Annotated in this window: 18 protein-coding genes; 9 read left to right on the top strand and 9 right to left on the bottom strand. The window is 61.7% G+C overall.

Annotated features, from left to right (window positions below):
• Positions 1-384, bottom strand: a complete 384-nt coding sequence (locus KUA23_RS21865) for a YbaN family protein (protein ID WP_065873769.1) — start codon at positions 382-384, stop codon at positions 1-3.
• Positions 385-404: 20 nt separating this feature from the next.
• Positions 405-992 carry a UPF0149 family protein gene (locus KUA23_RS21860; protein WP_015885221.1) on the bottom strand — a complete coding sequence of 196 codons (588 nt, stop codon included), beginning with the start codon at positions 990-992 and terminating at the stop codon, positions 405-407.
• A gap of 276 nt (positions 993-1,268) precedes the next feature.
• Here KUA23_RS21860 and recQ point away from each other — a divergent pair, with 276 nt between their 5' ends.
• Both recQ and KUA23_RS21850 read left to right on the top strand, forming a co-directional pair.
• On the top strand, positions 1,269-3,395 hold the full coding sequence (gene recQ / locus KUA23_RS21855; RefSeq protein ID WP_078049641.1) for a DNA helicase RecQ: 2,127 nt from the start codon (positions 1,269-1,271) through the stop codon (positions 3,393-3,395).
• A 121-nt stretch (positions 3,396-3,516) separates the two neighbouring features.
• Positions 3,517-3,951, top strand: coding sequence for a MarR family transcriptional regulator (locus KUA23_RS21850; protein ID WP_028617350.1), 435 nt, complete (start codon positions 3,517-3,519; stop codon positions 3,949-3,951).
• 134 nt (positions 3,952-4,085) lie between these two features.
• Here the strand turns inward: KUA23_RS21850 and KUA23_RS21845 are convergent, their stop codons facing one another.
• Positions 4,086-6,275: a patatin-like phospholipase family protein gene (locus KUA23_RS21845; protein ID WP_252994306.1), complete on the bottom strand. Its 2,190-nt coding sequence runs from the start codon at positions 6,273-6,275 to the stop codon at positions 4,086-4,088.
• 84 nt (positions 6,276-6,359) lie between these two features.
• Here KUA23_RS21845 and KUA23_RS21840 point away from each other — a divergent pair, with 84 nt between their 5' ends.
• Positions 6,360-6,647, top strand: coding sequence for an Rdx family protein (locus tag KUA23_RS21840; RefSeq protein ID WP_078049639.1), 288 nt, complete (start codon positions 6,360-6,362; stop codon positions 6,645-6,647).
• 41 nt (positions 6,648-6,688) lie between these two features.
• On the opposite strand, the gene KUA23_RS21835 is transcribed toward KUA23_RS21840, so the two are convergent.
• From KUA23_RS21835 to KUA23_RS21825, 3 genes are all read right to left on the bottom strand, one after another.
• Positions 6,689-6,970 carry a hypothetical protein gene (locus KUA23_RS21835; RefSeq protein ID WP_078049638.1) on the bottom strand — a complete coding sequence of 94 codons (282 nt, stop codon included), beginning with the start codon at positions 6,968-6,970 and terminating at the stop codon, positions 6,689-6,691.
• 127 nt (positions 6,971-7,097) lie between these two features.
• Complete coding sequence (locus tag KUA23_RS21830; protein ID WP_078049637.1) at positions 7,098-7,982, bottom strand: DMT family transporter; 885 nt, start codon at positions 7,980-7,982, stop codon at positions 7,098-7,100.
• Between the two features lie 96 nt (positions 7,983-8,078).
• The gene (locus KUA23_RS21825) at positions 8,079-8,831 is read right to left on the bottom strand and encodes an AraC family transcriptional regulator (RefSeq protein WP_078049636.1); all 753 of its coding nucleotides are present in this window, start codon (positions 8,829-8,831) and stop codon (positions 8,079-8,081) included.
• Between the two features lie 136 nt (positions 8,832-8,967).
• On the opposite strand from KUA23_RS21825, the gene KUA23_RS21820 reads away from it, so the two are divergent.
• Positions 8,968-9,777 carry a UDP-2,3-diacylglucosamine diphosphatase gene (locus KUA23_RS21820; protein ID WP_069077942.1) on the top strand — a complete coding sequence of 270 codons (810 nt, stop codon included), beginning with the start codon at positions 8,968-8,970 and terminating at the stop codon, positions 9,775-9,777.
• 64 nt (positions 9,778-9,841) lie between these two features.
• On the opposite strand, the gene KUA23_RS21815 is transcribed toward KUA23_RS21820, so the two are convergent.
• The 3 genes from KUA23_RS21815 to phhA form a co-directional block, all read right to left on the bottom strand.
• Positions 9,842-11,035, bottom strand: coding sequence for an amino acid aminotransferase (locus KUA23_RS21815; RefSeq protein ID WP_252992829.1), 1,194 nt, complete (start codon positions 11,033-11,035; stop codon positions 9,842-9,844).
• A complete protein-coding gene (locus KUA23_RS21810; protein ID WP_010208721.1) occupies positions 11,035-11,391 on the bottom strand; it encodes a 4a-hydroxytetrahydrobiopterin dehydratase in 357 nt (118 codons plus the stop codon). Before KUA23_RS21810 ends, KUA23_RS21815 begins: the two co-directional genes overlap by 1 nt.
• A gap of 96 nt (positions 11,392-11,487) precedes the next feature.
• Positions 11,488-12,279: a phenylalanine 4-monooxygenase gene (gene phhA, locus KUA23_RS21805; protein ID WP_078049633.1), complete on the bottom strand. Its 792-nt coding sequence runs from the start codon at positions 12,277-12,279 to the stop codon at positions 11,488-11,490.
• Between the two features lie 257 nt (positions 12,280-12,536).
• Here phhA and KUA23_RS21800 point away from each other — a divergent pair, with 257 nt between their 5' ends.
• The 5 genes from KUA23_RS21800 to KUA23_RS21780 all read left to right on the top strand — a co-directional run bounded on the left by KUA23_RS21800 (position 12,537) and on the right by KUA23_RS21780 (position 17,809).
• Positions 12,537-14,099, top strand: a complete 1,563-nt coding sequence (locus KUA23_RS21800; protein WP_078049632.1) for a sigma-54-dependent transcriptional regulator — start codon at positions 12,537-12,539, stop codon at positions 14,097-14,099.
• A 247-nt stretch (positions 14,100-14,346) separates the two neighbouring features.
• Positions 14,347-15,087 carry a flagellar basal body rod protein FlgF gene (locus tag KUA23_RS21795; RefSeq protein WP_078049631.1) on the top strand — a complete coding sequence of 247 codons (741 nt, stop codon included), beginning with the start codon at positions 14,347-14,349 and terminating at the stop codon, positions 15,085-15,087.
• A 71-nt stretch (positions 15,088-15,158) separates the two neighbouring features.
• On the top strand, positions 15,159-15,944 hold the full coding sequence (flgG, locus tag KUA23_RS21790; RefSeq protein WP_005790105.1) for a flagellar basal-body rod protein FlgG: 786 nt from the start codon (positions 15,159-15,161) through the stop codon (positions 15,942-15,944).
• Positions 15,945-15,997: 53 nt separating this feature from the next.
• The gene (gene flgH / locus KUA23_RS21785; protein WP_028617341.1) at positions 15,998-16,693 is read left to right on the top strand and encodes a flagellar basal body L-ring protein FlgH; all 696 of its coding nucleotides are present in this window, start codon (positions 15,998-16,000) and stop codon (positions 16,691-16,693) included.
• A 27-nt stretch (positions 16,694-16,720) separates the two neighbouring features.
• Complete coding sequence (locus KUA23_RS21780) at positions 16,721-17,809, top strand: flagellar basal body P-ring protein FlgI (protein WP_177409549.1); 1,089 nt, start codon at positions 16,721-16,723, stop codon at positions 17,807-17,809.
• Positions 17,810-17,811: the final 2 nt, after the last annotated feature.

Raw genomic sequence — 17,811 nt, 5'->3', positions numbered from 1 at the left:
TTAGCGCGGTGGCAGGGTTTTCTGGCGCAGGATGTAGATCGTCACCAGCACGGCACTGGTCAGCATGAAGCCACGCGCCCAGGGCAGCGGCACTAGATAGCAGGACACGCTGATGCTCAGCCACATTAAACCGATGGCGTAGACCTTGCCTTTGAGGGGGATACCGTTGCCGTCCAGGTAATCGCGGATCCACGGGCCCAGGCGCGGGTGTTGCACCAGCCAGTGGTAGAAGCGCGGGGAGCTTCGGGCGAAGCAGGCGGCGGCGAGCAGCAGGAAGGGCGTGGTCGGCAATACCGGTAGGAAAATGCCGATCACCCCCAACGCTACGCTCAACCAGCCGATGGCCAGCAGCACGTAGCGCAGGAGCAGCGAACGATTGCCCATGGGTGTCACGGGCAAGCGACTCAGTGGTGACGTGGCTTGAGGATCGCAGGTTTTTCGTCAGGGGCGTTGCACAGCAGGTACAGGGCGGTGAGGGCTTCCGGGATCTGTACGATCATGTCGTCCATCAGGTTGGCGTCGGCGGCGATGTCGGAGAACTCCGGCTGGTCGTCGAACAGGCCCGAACCGACCATGATCGGCAGCAGCATTTCGCTGACTTCTTCCTCGGCGGTTTCGAACCAGGCGGCTTCGCGCAGGAACACGCCTTCCATGAAGCCGATGCACCAGCCGCGCAGGTCGGAGTCATCCGGCTCTTCACCCAGGTCCAGCTCGCATGGCAGCTCGAATTCTTCGTCGGAGGCCAGTTGGCGACCGATGTGGGCCTTGAGGGCCAGCAGGGTGGATTCGATTTCTTCGCGTTGGGCGGCGTCGGCGTAGTGCGGCTCCTCGGCGAACAGTGCGTCGATCCATTCACGGTCGGGCACGACCTCGGAGCAGATCGACAGGGCGGTCAGGTAGCCGTGGGCGGCCACGTAGTCCAGCGCCTCGTCATGCAGCTCATCGGCGTCGAGGAAGGCTTGCAGGCGGGTTAGTTGCTCAGCGAAGGACATTGAAGGACTACCTTGGGAATAAACGATGCTGAATTCTAGGCCTTCTTGAGCGCCCAGGCCAGCCACACTGCATATTTGCCAGGTTTTAGATAGCGTTCGCTGTTCGTCAGTGGCGCCCTTTGCCGCGTATCGCTCGGGTATACTGCCGCGTTTTGTGATGCCCTTGCAGGCCAAGCGCCAGTCCGAGAAAACTTCGCTTACGGATTATTTCCCGTGAACGCGCATTTTTTCGGCCAGCCTGTACAGAGGGATTTCGGCACTATTTTGGAGTTTTACATGCTCGAGCAGGCACAACGCGTCCTCAAGGACATCTTCGGCTACGACAGTTTTCGTGGCCGCCAGGGTGCGATCATTGAGCGCGTGGCCAGTGGCGGTGACGCACTGGTACTGATGCCTACCGGTGGCGGCAAGTCGTTGTGCTTCCAGGTGCCGGCGCTGTTGCGCAATGGCTTGGCTGTGGTGGTGTCGCCGCTGATCGCGCTGATGGACGATCAGGTCGCCACCCTCGAAGAGCTGGGCGTTGCCGCGGCGTCCTTGAACTCCACCCTCAGCGCCGAGCAGCAACGCGACCTGGCCGCGCGGATCAAGCGCGGTGAAGTGAAGATGCTCTATCTGGCCCCCGAGCGCTTGGTGCAGCCGCGCATGCTGGCCTTTTTGCAGAGCCTGGAAATTGCCCTGTTCGCCATCGACGAAGCCCACTGCGTGTCGCAATGGGGACACGATTTTCGCCGCGAATACCTGCAGCTCGGCCAACTGGCAGAGCTGTTTCCCGATGTGCCGCGCATTGCCCTGACCGCCACCGCCGACAAGCGCACCCGCGAAGAAATCGTCGAGCGCCTGCATCTGCAGAACGCCGAGCGCTTCCTGTCGAGTTTTGACCGGCCGAATATCTTCTACCGCATCGTGCCCAAGGAGCAGCCGCGCAAGCAATTGCTGGCGTTCCTCTCCGAGCGGCGCAGCGATGCGGGCATTGTCTATTGCCTGTCGCGCAAGAAGGTCGATGAAGTGGCCGCGTTCCTCTGCGAGCAGGGCTACCCGGCGCTGCCGTACCACGCCGGCCTGCCCAACGAAACGCGTTCGGCTCACCAGAAGCGCTTCCTCAACGAGGAAGGCCTGATCATGGTGGCTACCATCGCGTTCGGCATGGGCATCGACAAATCCAACGTGCGTTTCGTGGCGCACATGGATTTGCCCAAATCCCTGGAGGCGTACTACCAGGAAACCGGTCGCGCCGGCCGGGATGGCCTGCCTGCGGATGCCTGGATGGTCTACGGCCTGCAGGATGTAGTGATGCTCAAGCAGATGTTGCAGAACTCCGAAGGCGACGAGCGTCACAAGCGCCTTGAGCAGCACAAGCTCGATGCGATGCTCTCGCTGTGCGAGGAAACCCGTTGCCGCCGCCAGACCTTGCTGGCCTACTTCGACGAAGACATGCCTGAACCTTGTGGTCATTGCGATAACTGCGTCGACGGTGTGCAGACCTGGGATGCCACCGAGCCGGCGCGTCAGGGCTTGTCCGCCATCTACCGCACCGGCCAGCGTTATGGTGTCGGTCACCTGGTGGATGTACTGCTGGGCAAGGACAACGAGAAAGTCCGCAGCTTCGGCCACGAGAAACTCTCGGTCTACGGCGTCGGCAAGGCCCGCGCTGAAGGCGAGTGGCGCTCGCTGTTCCGGCAGATGGTCGCGCGCGGCCTGGTGGACATCGACATCGAGGGCTACGGCGGGTTGCGCTTGAATGACAGTTGCCGGCCGTTGCTCAAGGGCGAAGTCAGCCTGGAACTGCGCCGCGACCTCAAGCCGCAGACCACCGCCAAGAGCAGCACCAGCCAAGCCAGCCAACTGGTGCGTGGCGAAGAGCGCGAGCAGTGGGAAGCCTTGCGCACCCTGCGGCGCAAACTGGCGCAGGAACACAGCGTGCCGCCGTACGTTATTTTCCCCGACTCCACCCTGCTGGAGATGCTGCGCGAGCAACCCACCACCATGGCCGAGATGGCGCGCGTCAGCGGCGTGGGTGCGCGCAAGCTGGAGCGTTACGGCCAGGCCTTCCTCGAAGTGCTCGGCGGCCAGGCCGAAGCGCCGAAGGAAGTCGCCGATATCCGCCACGAACTGATCAGCCTGGCACGTGCCGGCATGACCCCGATCCAGATCGCGGGTCAACTGCAATGCTCGGAGAAAAACGTCTACACCTTGCTCGCCGAATCCATCGGCAAGCAGCAACTCTCGTTGGAGCAGGCGCTTGATTTGCCGGAGGATTTGCTCGGCGAAATCCAGGACGCGTTCCTCGACGGAGAAGGCGAATTGCCACCGGTGGCGGAGATTGCGCCGCTGTTTACGGGTCGCGTTCCGGAGGGGGTTTTGTACTGCGTAAGGGCGGCTTTGCAGTCCGAATTCGAAATTTAGTGCGTCAATTAGGACAATGTAACGAATCAGTACATAGCAACTCTTGCCTATGGGCAAAGCTCATGCTTAGCTGACTAATAATTAGCCACACTTTATTTTCAGTCTAAAACATGAGTTTTTTATGCCGTTAACCGATCAACACCGATTTGGCATGCAACTGGCGCAAATGTCCCGAGGTTGGCGTGCCGAACTGGACCGTCGCCTGGCCGGGCTAGGCCTGTCCCAGGCGCGCTGGCTGGTGCTGCTGCACCTCGCTCGTTTTGAAGAAGCACCCACCCAGCGTGAGCTGGCGCAAAGCGTCGGCGTCGAAGGGCCAACCCTGGCCCGCCTGCTGGACAGCCTTGAAGGCCAGGGCCTGGTGCAACGCCAAGCCGTGGTGGAAGACCGCCGTGCCAAGCGCATCCTGCTGTGCGATACCGCCCGGCCGCTGATCGAACAAATCGAAACCATCGCCACCGCCCTGCGCCATGAGCTGTTTGTAGGCGTGGACGAAGCCGACTTGAGCGTGTGCATGCGCGTGCATGGGCACATCCTGGCTAACTTGGAAAAATCCTGACCTTGCATACGCCGCAGGTCGAAAATGTGGGAGCTGGCTTGCCTGCGATAGCATCACCTCGAAGCAACTGAAAAAATCGAGGTGCCTGCATCGCAGGCAAGCCAGCTCCCACATTAGTTTTGCGAACGCCCTTTTTAGAACGTCTGCCCCAGGTTCAGGTACACCGCCTTCTGATTGTCATCGTTGAACCCATAACTGAAATTCAGCGGCCCCAACGGTGTATCAAAGCCCAGGAAAATACTCGCCGCGTTGATGTAGCCGCTGTCGAATTCATTGTCGTTGTTCCACGCCCGGCCGCGTTCCAGTGACGCACCCAGGTACAGCGGGAAGTCCAGCGGCAGGTACGAACGTGGTGTGAGCCGGCGGTAGTACACGGCCCGCATCAGGCTGATGTTCTGGCCCGAGATTGCATCCTGGCGAAAGCCCGACAGCTGCCGCGCACCGCCCAGCAGGAAGCTGGAAATCACCACGTCCGAATCATCCAGGGTGCGCCCGTAGCGGCCACCCAGCACCAGGTTGTCCGGGCCGTGGCTCATGGCCTTGTCCAGCTTGAATTCCCATTGGCGGTAGCGTTGGTCCGAACCCAGCCCCGGTTCGAATTCGCGGTAGGCCAGGCCGATGTCTTCGCCGGTATGGGGGAAGTACACGTTGTCCAGGGAATCGAAGGAGTACTTCAATTCGTAGAAGCCTTCGCTGAAACTCACGCTGGGCAGGTCGCGGTCGCCGATGCGCACATCCGCCTTGCCCCAGGCTTCACCGACGCCAAAGCGGATCTCGCCGCTGTTGCCAATCTGGCGGCCGACGTTCAAGCCAAAACCGTAGCGTTCCAGGCGGTATTCGGAGATGGGGTCGTTGTCCAGGATCAGCTCGACGTTCTGTGCCTGGGCACTGATGTAGGGGGCGACAAAGTAGCGCGAGCCGGTGTCCATCGGCTGGTAGAACTCGCTGTACAGCTCTTGCCGATCACCGATCTGCACCCGCGTCAGCCATTCGGCGCCCAGGCGGTTGATGCCGTTCATGCGGTAGCTGGCGCCGAGGTTGAAGGCGCTGTCGCCGCGCATGTCATCCGACAGGTTCAGGCCCAGGCGCAGGTAATCGGTGCCGCTGCGTTTGCCGCGCGCGCTGATCACCAGGGTGTTGTCCTGGCCTTTCTTGACCACGCGGTACTGCACCTGCTCGAAGTAGTCCAGGCCGTACAAGGTGCCCATGTCTGACTGCAGGCGGCCCAGGTTCAACGGCTCGCCCAGGGGTTGGCGGATGTAGTAGCGAATCACGTCGTCGCTGACTTTCGAATCGTTTTCCACGTTGATGGCGGTGATCACTGGCGTGCGCTCGCCCGGAGTGCGGGCCGCCACCAGTTGCGGGTCGATCGGTTCGGTGGGGCGCAGGTGGGCCAGGCGTGCATCAAGGGCGCGGGTGGCGCGGTAGCCGGCGTCGATCATGTCCTTGGCGCGGCCGAAGTCGGTCACGCCATAGGCGGCGAGGGGCGGCTGGATCAGCACGTCCTTGGGGTGCAGATCCTTGAGCTGTTCCTCGGAGTTGCGCCGGGTCATCAAGGTGATGGACTGGTTGAGCACGTCCACCACCGTCGCCAGTTGCTTGCGCGAGCGCAGTGGGGTGCCGATGTCGACGACGATGGCGATATCCACGCCCATTTCCCGCGCCACATCCAGCGGGATGTTGTCGGTCATGCCGCCGTCCACCAGCAGCCGGCCATCCAGTTCTACCGGGGCAAATACCGCCGGGATCGACATGCTGGCGCGGATTACCTGGGGCAGGTGGCCCTTGCGGAACACCACCTTCTCGCCGGTGGTGATGTCGGTTGCCACCGCGCGGAAGGGGATAGGCAGCTTGTCGAAGTTACGCGTGTCGCTGCTGTGGGCGAACATGCTTTCCAGCAGCAGCGCCAGGTTCTGACCCTGGATCACCCCCAGTGGCAGGCCCAGGCTGCCGTCGTCGCGGAAGCTGAGTTTCTGTTTGACCAGGAAATCCCGGTCATCCTGCTTGCGCCGGAACGGCACATCTTCCCGAGGCGGCGCGTCGGACAGGGCCTGTTGCCAATCAATATTGAGCGCCAGTTTTTCCAGCTCGTCGATCTTGTACCCCGACGCGTACAGCCCACCGATCACCGCGCCCATGCTGGTGCCGGCAATCGCATCGATCTGGATGCCTTGCTCTTCCAGCGCCTTGAGCACGCCGATATGGGCCAGCCCACGGGCGGCGCCGCCGGACAGCACCAGGCCGATTTTCGGGCGTGGCGGTTCGACGGCGTCGGCAACAAAAGGAAGTAGGCACAGAAACAGGCAGGACAGCAGACGGCGCATCATGAATCTCGAGGCTGGGCGATAAAGGCCGGTATTATAGCCACTCGATCCACCGAGCCCGTTATGCCAGGAGCCTCTCTAATTATGTCGTCGATTAAACCCGAGATCGTCATTACCTATTGCACCCAGTGCCAGTGGCTGCTGCGCGCGGCGTGGCTGGCGCAGGAACTGCTGAGTACGTTTGCCGATGACTTGGGCAAGGTGTCGCTGGCGCCGGCCACCGGTGGCACGTTTCGTATCACTTGTGATGGCGTGCAGATTTGGGAGCGCAAGGCCGACGGTGGCTTCCCGGAAGCCAAGGTGCTCAAGCAGCGCGTACGTGACCAGATCGACCCGCAGCGTGACCTGGGGCACAACGACCGTACGCAGTAGACGTCACCGCCGTGTGAGGGCGGTGACCCTGCAGGGTGGAATTATTTGGCGGCCATCTTTTGCTTGATGAAACCAACCAGCCAAGTCAGTACCAGCCCGCCGACACCACCGCCGACAATGTTGCTGCCGACCGCCGCCACATCCAGCGCTTCACCACCGGAGGTGCCAGTGAATAGCGCCAGGATTTGGCCCAGGATCAGCCCGCCAATACCACCGATAAACGTATTGAGACCCGTACCCAGGCTTTGTTTGGTCATGCCGGCCAAATTGCCGCCGACGGCACCGCTGATGATCTGCACCAACAAGTTTATGAGCATTTCCATAGTGAAACCCCTGCATGCGTTAATGGAGTGACCACTCGCTTGCAGCAACTTCAACTGGCATGGCTGTCGTCGAGGAGTCTGTATCCGTTGAACGACGACAAACTGTTGCGGATGTTCAAAGTGTAGATCAAGCCGTTGCAGCGGGTTGTTTGGCCTGGCTGGCACCGCCCATCAACCCGGAAAGCACGATTGCGACGATGATCAGCACGCCGCCCAACAGCATGCGCAGTGTCGGGGTTTCGGCGAACAGCAACCAGGCCGCGGTGATGCCGTAGACCGGCTCCATGGCAAACACCACCGAGGCGGTGCGCGCCTTGATCACCGCGAGGCTGGCGACAAACAGGCTGTGGGCCAGGCCGGTGCAGAACACGCCGAGCAAGCCGATCCACAGCCAGTCGATTGCGCGCACCTCGGTCAGCCCTGGTGCCGCCACGGGCAGCAGGCACAAGGCGACCACCACGTTCTGGCACAACGCCGCTTGCACCGCCGGGATGCGTCCGGAACTGGCACGGTTGTTCAGCGACAACAGCGAAAACAGCAGCCCCGAGGCGATCCCCCAGAGCAACCCACCGGTGGCTTCGCTGGCGAGGTTGAAGTCCGGGGTCACCAACACCAGGCCGATGCTGACCAGCACCACCAGCAGCACTTCGTTGGCGCGGATGCGCTCGCGGAATATCAGCCCTTCGAGGATCACGGTAAAGGCCGGGAATGCGGTAAAGCCCAGGGTTGCGACGGCCACGCCGGCAACTTTTACCGCAATAAAGAAGGTGACCCAGTGTGCCGCCAGCAAGACACCGCTGAGCAGCAGCCGGCGCCAGTCGCGCAGTTCCAGCTTTTTCCACGCCGTGTTGCTGGCGAACCGGGCAAAGACCGCCAGGGCCACCACGGCAAACACCGCGCGACCAAACACGATGATGGCTGGCGAGGCGGCCGCCAGTTTGCCGAACACGCCGGTGAGGCCAAACATCAATGCGCCGATATGCAGGGCGCCGAGGGCTGAGCGGGGAGTCATTGCGGTCCTTGAGTCAGGCGGGTGACAGAAGCGCAGTCTAGTGGCTCCGTCGTGCAGGCGTCTGTCGTCCGGCTCGCGATTTTTATCGCAAGGCTCTTACTGCGCGTTGCGCCGCAATGCGCCTGGCGAGGCGCCAAACTCACGCAGCATCGCGGCAGCAAAGGCACTTTGCGAGGTGTAGCCGACGCGGTCGGCGATTTCACCAATGGGCAAAGGGGTTTTGCGCAGCAGGTCCAGGGCCATTTGCAGGCGGCGACTGCGGATATAGTCCATGGGCGTTTGCCCGCATTCGGTCACGAAGCGTGCGTGTAAACGCGCCACCGACAGGTCGGCGATACGCGCCAGGTCTGCCACCTGCAACGGGTGCGCAACATGGCGCTCGATGTGCGCATTGAACGCCGCATACGGCAGGCGTCGCCCCGGCAGTGGTTGAGCCAGCGGATGATTGAGGCTGGCCAGTAACAGCACCGCGCCCTGCTGGACGATCAGCGGGTCATCCACCGGGCTCTGCGCCAGCCAGTGCACCAACTGGCTTTGCCGCGTGTCCAGGGCCAACCGCGTGGGTTGGTCGAGCAGGCGGCGACTGGCCTCGGCATGTTCGCCCAAGGATTGCAGCACCCAGTGCTCGGTGGGCACGTCCAGCACCAGGCAGCGGCTGCCATCGCGACTGCCGCACGCATGGTGGGCGGAGAAGGGCAGCACCATCACGCTGCTTTCGCGCACTTGGCTGCCACGCCCATCGACTTCCAGGTCCAAATGCCCGGACAGGCCGAACACCAACTGCGCATGGTCATGGCTGTGGGCGAGCGGCGCTTCGGTGTAGTGGCGTAGCGTGAGAGTGGGGCTCATCGCGGTCTCCTTGGGTGCTGGCGCCAGTCTACAACGCTTCGCGGTCTGCGGGCGCTGTCATCAGACTGACGCACTTCTGTCATGGGCTATTAATCGCCAGGGCGCAAGCTCGCGAAAACACCGTCGAGGGACGCCCATGACCAGTGCCGAATTCACCAAGCCCAGCCGCAAGCAACGGGTTCGTACCCTGTGGATTTCCGATGTGCACCTGGGCACCCGGGATTGCCAGGCCGAACATTTGTCGCAGTTCCTCAAGGGGTACCACGCGGACAAGGTCTACCTGGTCGGCGACATCATTGATGGCTGGAAGCTGCGCGGCGGGATGTATTGGCCCCAAGCCCACACCAACGTGATCCGTCGCCTGCTGACCATGGCCAAGCGCGGCACCGAGGTGATCTACGTCACCGGCAACCACGACGAGTTCCTGCGCCGCTATTCCAAGCTGATCCTGGGCAATATCCAGTTGGTGGACGAGGCCGTGCACGTGACTGCCGATGGCCGGCATTTGTTGGTGATCCACGGCGATCAGTTTGATGTGATCACCCGCTACCACCGCTGGCTGGCGTTCCTTGGCGACTCAGCCTACGAGTTCACCCTCACGCTGAACCGTTGGCTGAACCATTGGCGTGCGCGCTATGGCTATGGCTATTGGTCGCTGTCGGCGTACCTCAAGCACAAGGTCAAGACAGCGGTGAACTTCATCAGTGATTTCGAAGAAGCCATCGCCCACGAAGTGACCAAGCGCGAGTTGCACGGCGTGGTGTGCGGGCATATCCACCATGCGGAGATTCGCAAGGTGGGCGAGGTGGATTACCTCAACTGCGGGGATTGGGTGGAGTCGTGCACGGCATTGATCGAGCACTGGGATGGGAGTATCGAGTTGTATCGGTTGGCGGATGCGCAGGCCAAAGAGGCTCTGCTGAAAGCAGAAATGGTCGCAGGTTAAAGGATTCACAAGGTCAAACTGTGGGAGCAGGCAAGCCAGCTCCCACAGTTTTGATTCGGTTTCTTCAGTTGGAGACGTCGGCGATGGCTTGAGCCAGCAACGCCAATCGCGTCGCATCTATCCCCGCCACGTTGGCCCGCCCCGAACTCACCATGTACACGCTGTGCTTCTCCCGCAGTTGCTTCACCTGCTCGGCACTCAAGCCGGTGTAGGAGAACATCCCACGCTGCGCCCCGATGTGTGCAAACCGCTCCGACAGGCCATGGGGTGCCAACGCTTCCACCAGTCCGGAGCGCAGGTGTGCAATGCGCGAGCGCATGGCTTCGACCTCGTCGCTCCATAGCGTTTTCAGCTCGGCATCGCCCAGGATGGTCGCCACCACTGCGGCGCCATGATCCGGTGGCGTCGACCACAGGTTACGTGCCGTGTTAGCCAGCTGGCTGCGCACATCCGTCAGCTTCTCGGCATCCGCCGCGCACACGATCAATGCGCCGACACGGTCGCTGTACAGGCCGAAGTTCTTCGAGCAGGAACTGGTGACCAGCACTTCCGGCAACTCGGCCGCAAACAGCCGCACCGCCCAGGCGTCCTGCTCCAGGCCGTCGCCAAAGCCCTGGTAGGCAAAGTCGATCAGCGGCAGCAAATGGCGTTCGCGCACGATCTGCAGCACTTGGCGCCAGTCATCCTGTGACAGGTCGAAACCGGTCGGGTTGTGGCAGCAGGCGTGCAATAGCACGACGTCGCCCTTGGGCACAGTGGACAGGGTGGCGAGCATCGCCGCCACGTCCAGGCGGTTATCAGCGCCCACGTAAGGATAATGGCTGACCGGAATGCCGGCCTTGGCGAAGATGGTTTCGTGGATCGGCCAGGTCGGGTTGCTCAGCCATACGCCGCGACCAGGCAGGTTTTGCGCGATGAAGTCGGCGCTCAGGCGCAGGGCGCCGGTGCCGCCTGGGGTCTGGGTGGCGCCGGCACGGCGTTCGCGGATCAGCGCGGAGTCCGCGCCGAGTACCAGCTCGCTGATCAGCTTGCCGAACGCGGCGTTGCCGTGGCCGCCGATGTAGGTCTTGGTGGCCTGGGTATCGACCAGGCGCTGCTCGGCCAGCTTGACCGAGTGCGGAATGGGCGTCAGGCCTTGGTCATCCTTGTAGACGCCAACACCCAGATCGAATTTGTTCGGGTTGGTGTCCTGGGCATACAGGTCCATCAGCCCGAGGATCGGGTCGCCGGGTACGCGGCCAATGGCATCGAAATGCATTACTTGCGGCCCTCGGCGTCCTTGGCCACTTCGTCGGTGCGCGCGGCCATGATGAAGTCGTTGCGGTGCAGGCCCTTGATGGAGTGGCTCCACCAGGTCACGGTGACTTTGCCCCACTCGGTGAGCAGGCCTGGGTGATGGCCTTCGGCCTCGGAGATTTCACCCATGGCGTTGGTGAAGGCCAGGGCAAATTTGAAGTTCTTGAACAGGAAGACCTTTTCCAATTGCATCACACCGTCACGGACTTCGATGTTCCAGTCGGGGATCTGCTTGAGCAGTACCGGCAGTTCTTCGTCGCTGACTTGAGGGGCATCGGCACGGCAGGCTTCGCAGTGGGCTTGGTTCAAGGTGGTCATGGGGGTGTCCTGAATTCGAATGTTGAAGGTCAGTAGCGTCACCCTAAAGCAACGCGGGGCCAGGGAACAGACTCACCTGGCCTCAAGATGTAAGGTTCAAGCCGCTTTGGGTTTGGGTGGAAACTTTGGAGCGTGAAGACCCAGCTGCATGCCGCGCTCGACCATGCCCATGATGTCTTCTTGGGCCACTTCGAACAGCCGCTTGAGGTTGGGCAGCACGAAGTACAAAGGTTGCAGAATGTCGATGCGATAGGGCGTGCGCATCGCCTCCAGCGGGTCGAACAGCTGATGTTCAGGCTCGGACGACAGGCTGTACACCGTCTCCTTGGGCGACGACAAAATGCCGCCACCGTAGATGCGCCGACCTTCGGGGGTGTCCACCAGGCCGAACTCGATGGTCATCCAATACAGGCGCGCCAGGTACACCCGCTGCTCCTTGCTGGCCGCCAGGCCGAGCTTGCCGTAGGTGTGGGTAAATTCGGCGAACCATGGGTTGGTCAGCAGCGGGCAGTGGCCAAAGATCTCGTGGAAAATGTCCGGCTCTTGCAGGTAGTCCAATTCTTCGCGGGTACGGATAAACGTTGCCACCGGAAATTGCTTGTTGGCGAGCAATTCGAAGAAGGTCTGGAAGGGGATCAGTGCTGGCACGCGGGCGACTTGCCATCCCGTGGTCTCGGCCAGCACTTTGTTGATTTCGCCCAGTTGCGGAATCCGGTCCATGGGCAGGCCGAGCTTATCGATGCCGTCCAGGTATTCCTGGCAGGCGCGACCCTCGATCACTTTCAACTGGCGAGTGATCAGGGTATTCCACACCGCGTGTTCTTCTGGCGGGTAGTGGATAAAACCTTGCGCGTCGGGCTCGCGGGCCACGTACTGCGTCTGCTTCATACGGCTCTCCTGCTAGGCATTCGTTCTTGTTATGTCCTGCGATGAGCTTATTGATAACCCGTGCGCGGCCGGATTCCACCCGTTTAAAACGGCGCTGCGTAGGAAAACTTACCATTTTTCGTAAAGTATTCGTTACGCTTGTGAGGCTGGCCGCTGCATTGGGCTGGGAAAAGCCTGCAAGCTGTCACATAATCTTGACGACTATCTGCGCCCAGCGACAAAAAGACGCGGCGCCTCCCCACTTTTCGGGCCTCTTCATGCGTATCAAAGTGCACTGCCAGAACCGCATCGGCATCCTGCGGGACATCCTCAACCTGTTGGTGGAATACGGTGTCAACGTCGCCAAGGGCGAGGTCGGCGGTGAGCATGGCAATGCCATCTACCTGTTTTGCCCGAATCTGGTGAACATGCAGTTCCAGGCGCTGCGCCCGCAGTTCGAGGCGATTGCCGGGGTGTTCGGGGTCAAAAGGGTAGGGCTGATGCCCAGTGAGCGTCGGCATATGGAGCTCAATGCACTGCTCGGCGCGCTGGAGTTCCCGGTACTGTCCATCGATATGGGCGGCTCTATCGTCGCCGCCAACCGCGCGGCGGCGCAGTTGCTCGGGGTGCGGGTGGATGAGGTGCCGGGCATTCCGTTGTCGCGGTATGCCGAGGACTTCGACTTGCCGGAGCTGGTGCGCGCCAGTAAATCGCGGATCAACGGCCTGCGGGTCAAGGTCAAGGGTGACGTGTTCCTGGCGGACATCGCGCCGCTGCAATCCTCCGAGCATGATGACAGCGAGGCCATGGCCGGCGCCGTGTTGACCCTGCACCGCGCCGACCGCGTGGGTGAGCGCATCTACAACGTGCGTAAGCAGGAGTTGCGTGGCTTCGACAGCATCTTCCAAAGCTCCAAAGTCATGGCCGCCGTGGTGCGCGAAGCCCGGCGCATGGCGCCGCTGGATGCGCCTCTATTAATAGAAGGCGAAACCGGCACCGGCAAGGAACTGCTGGCGCGCGCCTGTCACTTGGCCAGCCCGCGTGGGCAATCGCCGTTGATGGCGCTTAATTGCGCGGGCTTGCCAGAGTCGATGGCCGAGACCGAGCTGTTCGGCTACGGTCCCGGCGCGTTCGAAGGCGCACGGGCCGAAGGCAAGTTGGGGCTATTGGAACTGACGGCGGGCGGTACGCTGTTTCTCGATGGTGTCGGGGAGATGAGCGCGCGGCTACAGGTGAAGTTGCTGCGTTTTTTGCAGGATGGATGCTTCCGACGTGTAGGCAGTGATGAAGAGGTGTACCTGGACGTGCGCGTGATCTGCGCGACCCAGGTGGACTTGTCCGAGCTGTGTGCCCGTGGCGAATTCCGCCAGGACCTCTACCACCGCCTCAATGTGTTGTCCCTGCATATCCCGCCGCTGCGCGAATGCCTTGACGGCCTGGGGCCTTTGGTCGAGCACTTTCTCGACCAGGCCAGCCGGCAAATCGGCTGCCCGCTGCCGAAGCTGGCTCCCGCCGCGATGGATCGCCTGAGTCACTACCACTGGCCAGGCAACGTGCGGCAGCTGGAAAACGTGCTGTTCCAGGCGGTGTCGTTGTGCGACGGCGGTATGGTCAAGGTTGAGCATATCCGCTTGCCCGATTATGGCGTGCGTCAGCCGCTTGGCGACTTCTCCCTGGAAGGTGGCCTGGAAGACATCGTCGGGCGGTTTGAGAAAGCGGTGTTGGAAGCCTTGTACGCCGAGCATTCCAGCAGCCGGCAGTTGGGTAAGCGACTGGGGGTATCCCACACCACCATCGCCAATAAACTGCGCGATTACGAAATCCTGAAGAGCGATAAATAACCCAAGGTGGGAGGGGGCAAGCCCCCTCCCACATTTGATCTTTGTCGTTTTCAAGGACGGCGTTTGCCGCAGGCGGCAGTAGTCCGCCGTTTTTTCGACTCGCGCTCAACCCGGCATTCCTCACGCCTCGCCGCAAACCCCCGCCCCGCCTGCACTTCTCGTTCTTTTCAAAAGTTGGTTCGCAAATTGCTTAAGCCTCATCAGTACAGCGGTGGGCGGCAAGCGTCCGTCAGAAAGAGGAAAGAGCGTGGACAAGTACCTTTATGTGGCAATGACCGGCGCCAGCCAGAATGCTCTGGCGCAGAAGGCCCATGCCAACAACCTGGCGAACATTTCCACCAACGGTTTTCAACGTGACCTGGAACAGGCGCGTTCGATGCCGGTGTTCGGTGACAGCTTTCCGGCGCGGGCGTTTGCCATGACCGAGCGCCCAGCCACCGACTTCACCCCTGGCGCCATGATCGAAACCGGTCGGGACCTGGACGTGGCCATCAACGGCAATGGCTGGATGGCCGTGCAGACCCCGGATGGCAGCGAAGCCTACGTGCGCAGCGCGAGCATGAACGTCGACGCATTGGGCGTGCTGCGTGCCGGCAACGGCATGCCGATCATGGGCAACGGTGGTCCGATTGCCGTGCCGCCACAGCAGAAAATCGAAGTGGGTTCCGACGGCACCATCAGCATCCGCGCCATGGGCGAAGGCCCGCGGGTGATGGCTGAAGTGGACCGCATCAAGCTGGTCCAGCCGGACCTGAAGAACATGAACAAAGGCTTGGACGGCACCATCCACACCAAGGATGGCCAGCCAGCCCAGGCTGACGCGAACGTTACGCTGACCTCGGGTTTCCTGCAGGCGAGCAACGTCAATGCCGTGGAAGAAATGACCGCGGTGCTGGCGCTTTCCAAGCAGTTCGAGCTGCACATCAAGATGATGAACAGCGCCAAGGAAGACGACCAGGCCATGACGCGCGTCATGCAGATGAGCTGATCGCCGCGTCACTGACCCACTACTAATTTTGCAGCGCAGCGCCAACAAACAGGCGCACGAAGGAGAACAGCATGCTTCCGGCTCTATGGGTTGCCAAAACAGGCCTGTCCGCCCAGGACACCAACCTGACCACCATTTCCAACAACTTGGCCAACGTGTCGACCACGGGCTTCAAACGTGACCGTGCCGAGTTCCAGGACTTGCTCTATCAGATCAAGAAGCAGCCGGGCGCCCAGTCGACCCAGGACAGCGAACTGCCGTCGGGCCTGCAATTGGGTACCGGTGTGCAGATCGTCGGCACCCAGAAGAACTTCAGCGCCGGTAACCTGCAGCAGACCGGCCAGCCGCTGGACATGGCCATCAACGGCCGTGGCTTCTTCCAGATCCTGCAACCGGATGGCACCACTTCCTACACCCGTGACGGTACGTTCCACTTGGACTCCAATGGCCAGATCGTCACCGCCAACGGGTTTGCCCTGGAACCGGCCGTGGTCGTCCCCGCCGACGCCAAGACCTTCACCGTCGGCAACGACGGCACCGTGTCCATCACCGTGGCCGGCAACCCGGCGTCGCAAGTGATCGGCAACCTGCAAACCGCCGACTTCATCAACCCGGCCGGCCTGCAGGCGATGGGCAACAACCTGTTCCTGGAAACCGCCTCCAGCGGCGCGCCGCAGATCGGCACCCCTGGCCTGAATGGTTTCGGCACCACGCTGCAAAGCACCCTGGAAACTTCCAACGTGAGCACCGTTGAGGAGATGGTCAACATGATCACCACCCAGCGCGCCTACGAGATGAACTCCAAGGTGATTTCCACCGCCGACCAGATGCTTTCGTTCGTAACGCAGAATCTGTAATCAAGTCTATGAGGCGCTCTTGAGGGCGCCTGCAACACCGTGAGGTAAGGGTCATGAATCGCTATGTTTCTGTTCTGGCATTGAGTGGGATTGCCGTGCTCGCGGGCTGTGTCGCCCCGACGCCAAAACCCAATGACCCGTACTACGCGCCGGTGTTGCCACGCACGCCGTTGCCGGCGGCTGCCAATAATGGCTCGATCTACCAGGCCGGTTTCGAACAGAACCTGTACAGCGACCGTAAGGCGTTCCGGGTCGGTGACATCATCACCATCACCCTGAACGAGCGCACCCAGGCCAGCAAGAACGCTAACTCGCAGATCGGCAAGACCAGCAAGGCCAACCTCGGCCTGACCTCGTTGTTCGGCGCGGTGCCCAACACCAATAATCCATTGGGTGACGGCGACCTCAGCCTCAGCGCCGGCTACAGCGGCGATCGTGCCACCAACGGCAAGAGCGCGGCAGGGCAGGGCAACAGCCTGACCGGTTCGATCACGGTGACCGTGGCCGACGTATTGCCCAACGGCATCATCGCCGTGCGCGGTGAAAAGTGGATGACCCTTAACACCGGCGATGAGCTGGTGCGCATTGCCGGCATGGTCCGCGCCGATGACATCTCCACCGACAACACCGTGCCGTCCACACGGATTGCCGATGCGCGCATTACCTACTCGGGTACGGGTTCGTTTGCTGATGCGAGTCAGCCGGGCTGGTTCGACCGTTTCTTCCTTAGCCCGCTGTTCCCTTTCTAGGTGGCCACTTTGAACTTCAAACAGCTGATGGCGGCCGCACTCCTGCTTTCCTTGAGCGCTGTCGCCCAGGCCGAACGCCTGAAGGACATCGCCAGCATTTCCGGCGTGCGTTCCAACCAGTTGATCGGCTATGGCCTGGTGGTGGGGCTCAACGGTACGGGTGACCAGACCACCCAGACCCCGTTCACCCTGCAGACCTTCAACAACATGCTCTCGCAGTTCGGCATCAAGGTGCCGGCGGGGTCGGGCAACGTGCAGCTGAAAAACGTCGCGGCAGTGTCGATCAGCGCCGACCTGCCGGCGTTCTCCAAACCGGGTCAGATGGTGGACATCACCGTGTCGTCCATTGGTAACTCGAAAAGCCTGCGCGGCGGCACCTTGCTGATGACGCCGCTCAAGGGTATCGACGGCAACGTCTACGCCATCGCCCAGGGCAACCTGGTGGTCGGCGGGTTCGACGCCGAAGGTCGCGACGGTTCGAAGATCACCGTCAACGTGCCGTCGGCCGGGCGTATCCCGGGCGGCGCCACGGTTGAACGTACCGTGCCAAGTGGTTTCAACCAGGGCAACAGCCTGACCCTGAACCTCAACCGCTCCGACTTCACCACCGCCAAGCGCGTGGTCGACAAGATCAACGACATGCTCGGCCCGGGCGTGGCCCAGGCCATCGACGGCGGCTCGATCCGTGTGACGGCGCCGCTGGACCCGAGCCAGCGCGTCGATTACCTGTCGATCCTGGAAAACCTTGAAGTCGACCCTGGCCAGGCCGTGGCCAAAGTCATCATCAACTCGCGCACCGGCACCATCGTGATCGGCCAGAACGTCAAGGTCTCGCCTGCGGCCGTGACCCACGGCAGCCTGACCGTGACCATCACCGAAGACCCGATCGTCAGCCAGCCTGGCCCGTTGTCCAACGGCCAGACGGCGGTGGTGCCGCGTTCGCGGGTGAATGCCCAGCAAGAAGCCAAGCCGATGTTCAAGTTCGGCCCTGGCACTACCCTGGACGAGATTGTCCGCGCGGTGAACCAGGTGGGCGCAGCGCCTGGCGACTTGATGGCGATCCTCGAAGCATTGAAACAGGCCGGCGCCTTGCAAGCCGACCTGATCGTGATCTGAGG

Source organism: Pseudomonas pergaminensis, assembly GCF_024112395.2.
Taxonomy (GTDB): Bacteria; Pseudomonadota; Gammaproteobacteria; order Pseudomonadales; family Pseudomonadaceae; genus Aquipseudomonas; species Aquipseudomonas pergaminensis.
This window is presented reverse-complemented; position numbering and strand designations above follow the sequence as displayed.

What these genes read in the sequence shown, in the direction of transcription:
- KUA23_RS21825 (WP_078049636.1), bottom strand. Translation starts at nt 8,831, where the DNA reads ATGAGCCCCACTCTCACGCTACGCCACTACACCGAAGCGCCGCTCGCC.
- KUA23_RS21845 (WP_252994306.1), bottom strand. Translation starts at nt 6,275, where the DNA reads ATGCGCCGTCTGCTGTCCTGCCTGTTTCTGTGCCTACTTCCTTTTGTT.
- KUA23_RS21815 (WP_252992829.1), bottom strand. Translation starts at nt 11,035, where the DNA reads ATGCATTTCGATGCCATTGGCCGCGTACCCGGCGACCCGATCCTCGGG.
- KUA23_RS21865 (WP_065873769.1), bottom strand. Translation starts at nt 384, where the DNA reads ATGGGCAATCGTTCGCTGCTCCTGCGCTACGTGCTGCTGGCCATCGGC.
- KUA23_RS21810 (WP_010208721.1), bottom strand. Translation starts at nt 11,391, where the DNA reads ATGACCACCTTGAACCAAGCCCACTGCGAAGCCTGCCGTGCCGATGCC.
- flgG (WP_005790105.1), top strand. Translation starts at nt 15,159, where the DNA reads ATGCTTCCGGCTCTATGGGTTGCCAAAACAGGCCTGTCCGCCCAGGAC.
- KUA23_RS21820 (WP_069077942.1), top strand. Translation starts at nt 8,968, where the DNA reads ATGACCAGTGCCGAATTCACCAAGCCCAGCCGCAAGCAACGGGTTCGT.
- recQ (WP_078049641.1), top strand. Translation starts at nt 1,269, where the DNA reads ATGCTCGAGCAGGCACAACGCGTCCTCAAGGACATCTTCGGCTACGAC.
- phhA (WP_078049633.1), bottom strand. Translation starts at nt 12,279, where the DNA reads ATGAAGCAGACGCAGTACGTGGCCCGCGAGCCCGACGCGCAAGGTTTT.
- flgH (WP_028617341.1), top strand. Translation starts at nt 15,998, where the DNA reads ATGAATCGCTATGTTTCTGTTCTGGCATTGAGTGGGATTGCCGTGCTC.
- KUA23_RS21830 (WP_078049637.1), bottom strand. Translation starts at nt 7,982, where the DNA reads ATGACTCCCCGCTCAGCCCTCGGCGCCCTGCATATCGGCGCATTGATG.
- KUA23_RS21780 (WP_177409549.1), top strand. Translation starts at nt 16,721, where the DNA reads ATGGCGGCCGCACTCCTGCTTTCCTTGAGCGCTGTCGCCCAGGCCGAA.
- KUA23_RS21840 (WP_078049639.1), top strand. Translation starts at nt 6,360, where the DNA reads ATGTCGTCGATTAAACCCGAGATCGTCATTACCTATTGCACCCAGTGC.
- KUA23_RS21860 (WP_015885221.1), bottom strand. Translation starts at nt 992, where the DNA reads ATGTCCTTCGCTGAGCAACTAACCCGCCTGCAAGCCTTCCTCGACGCC.
- KUA23_RS21850 (WP_028617350.1), top strand. Translation starts at nt 3,517, where the DNA reads ATGCCGTTAACCGATCAACACCGATTTGGCATGCAACTGGCGCAAATG.
- KUA23_RS21800 (WP_078049632.1), top strand. Translation starts at nt 12,537, where the DNA reads ATGCGTATCAAAGTGCACTGCCAGAACCGCATCGGCATCCTGCGGGAC.
- KUA23_RS21835 (WP_078049638.1), bottom strand. Translation starts at nt 6,970, where the DNA reads ATGGAAATGCTCATAAACTTGTTGGTGCAGATCATCAGCGGTGCCGTC.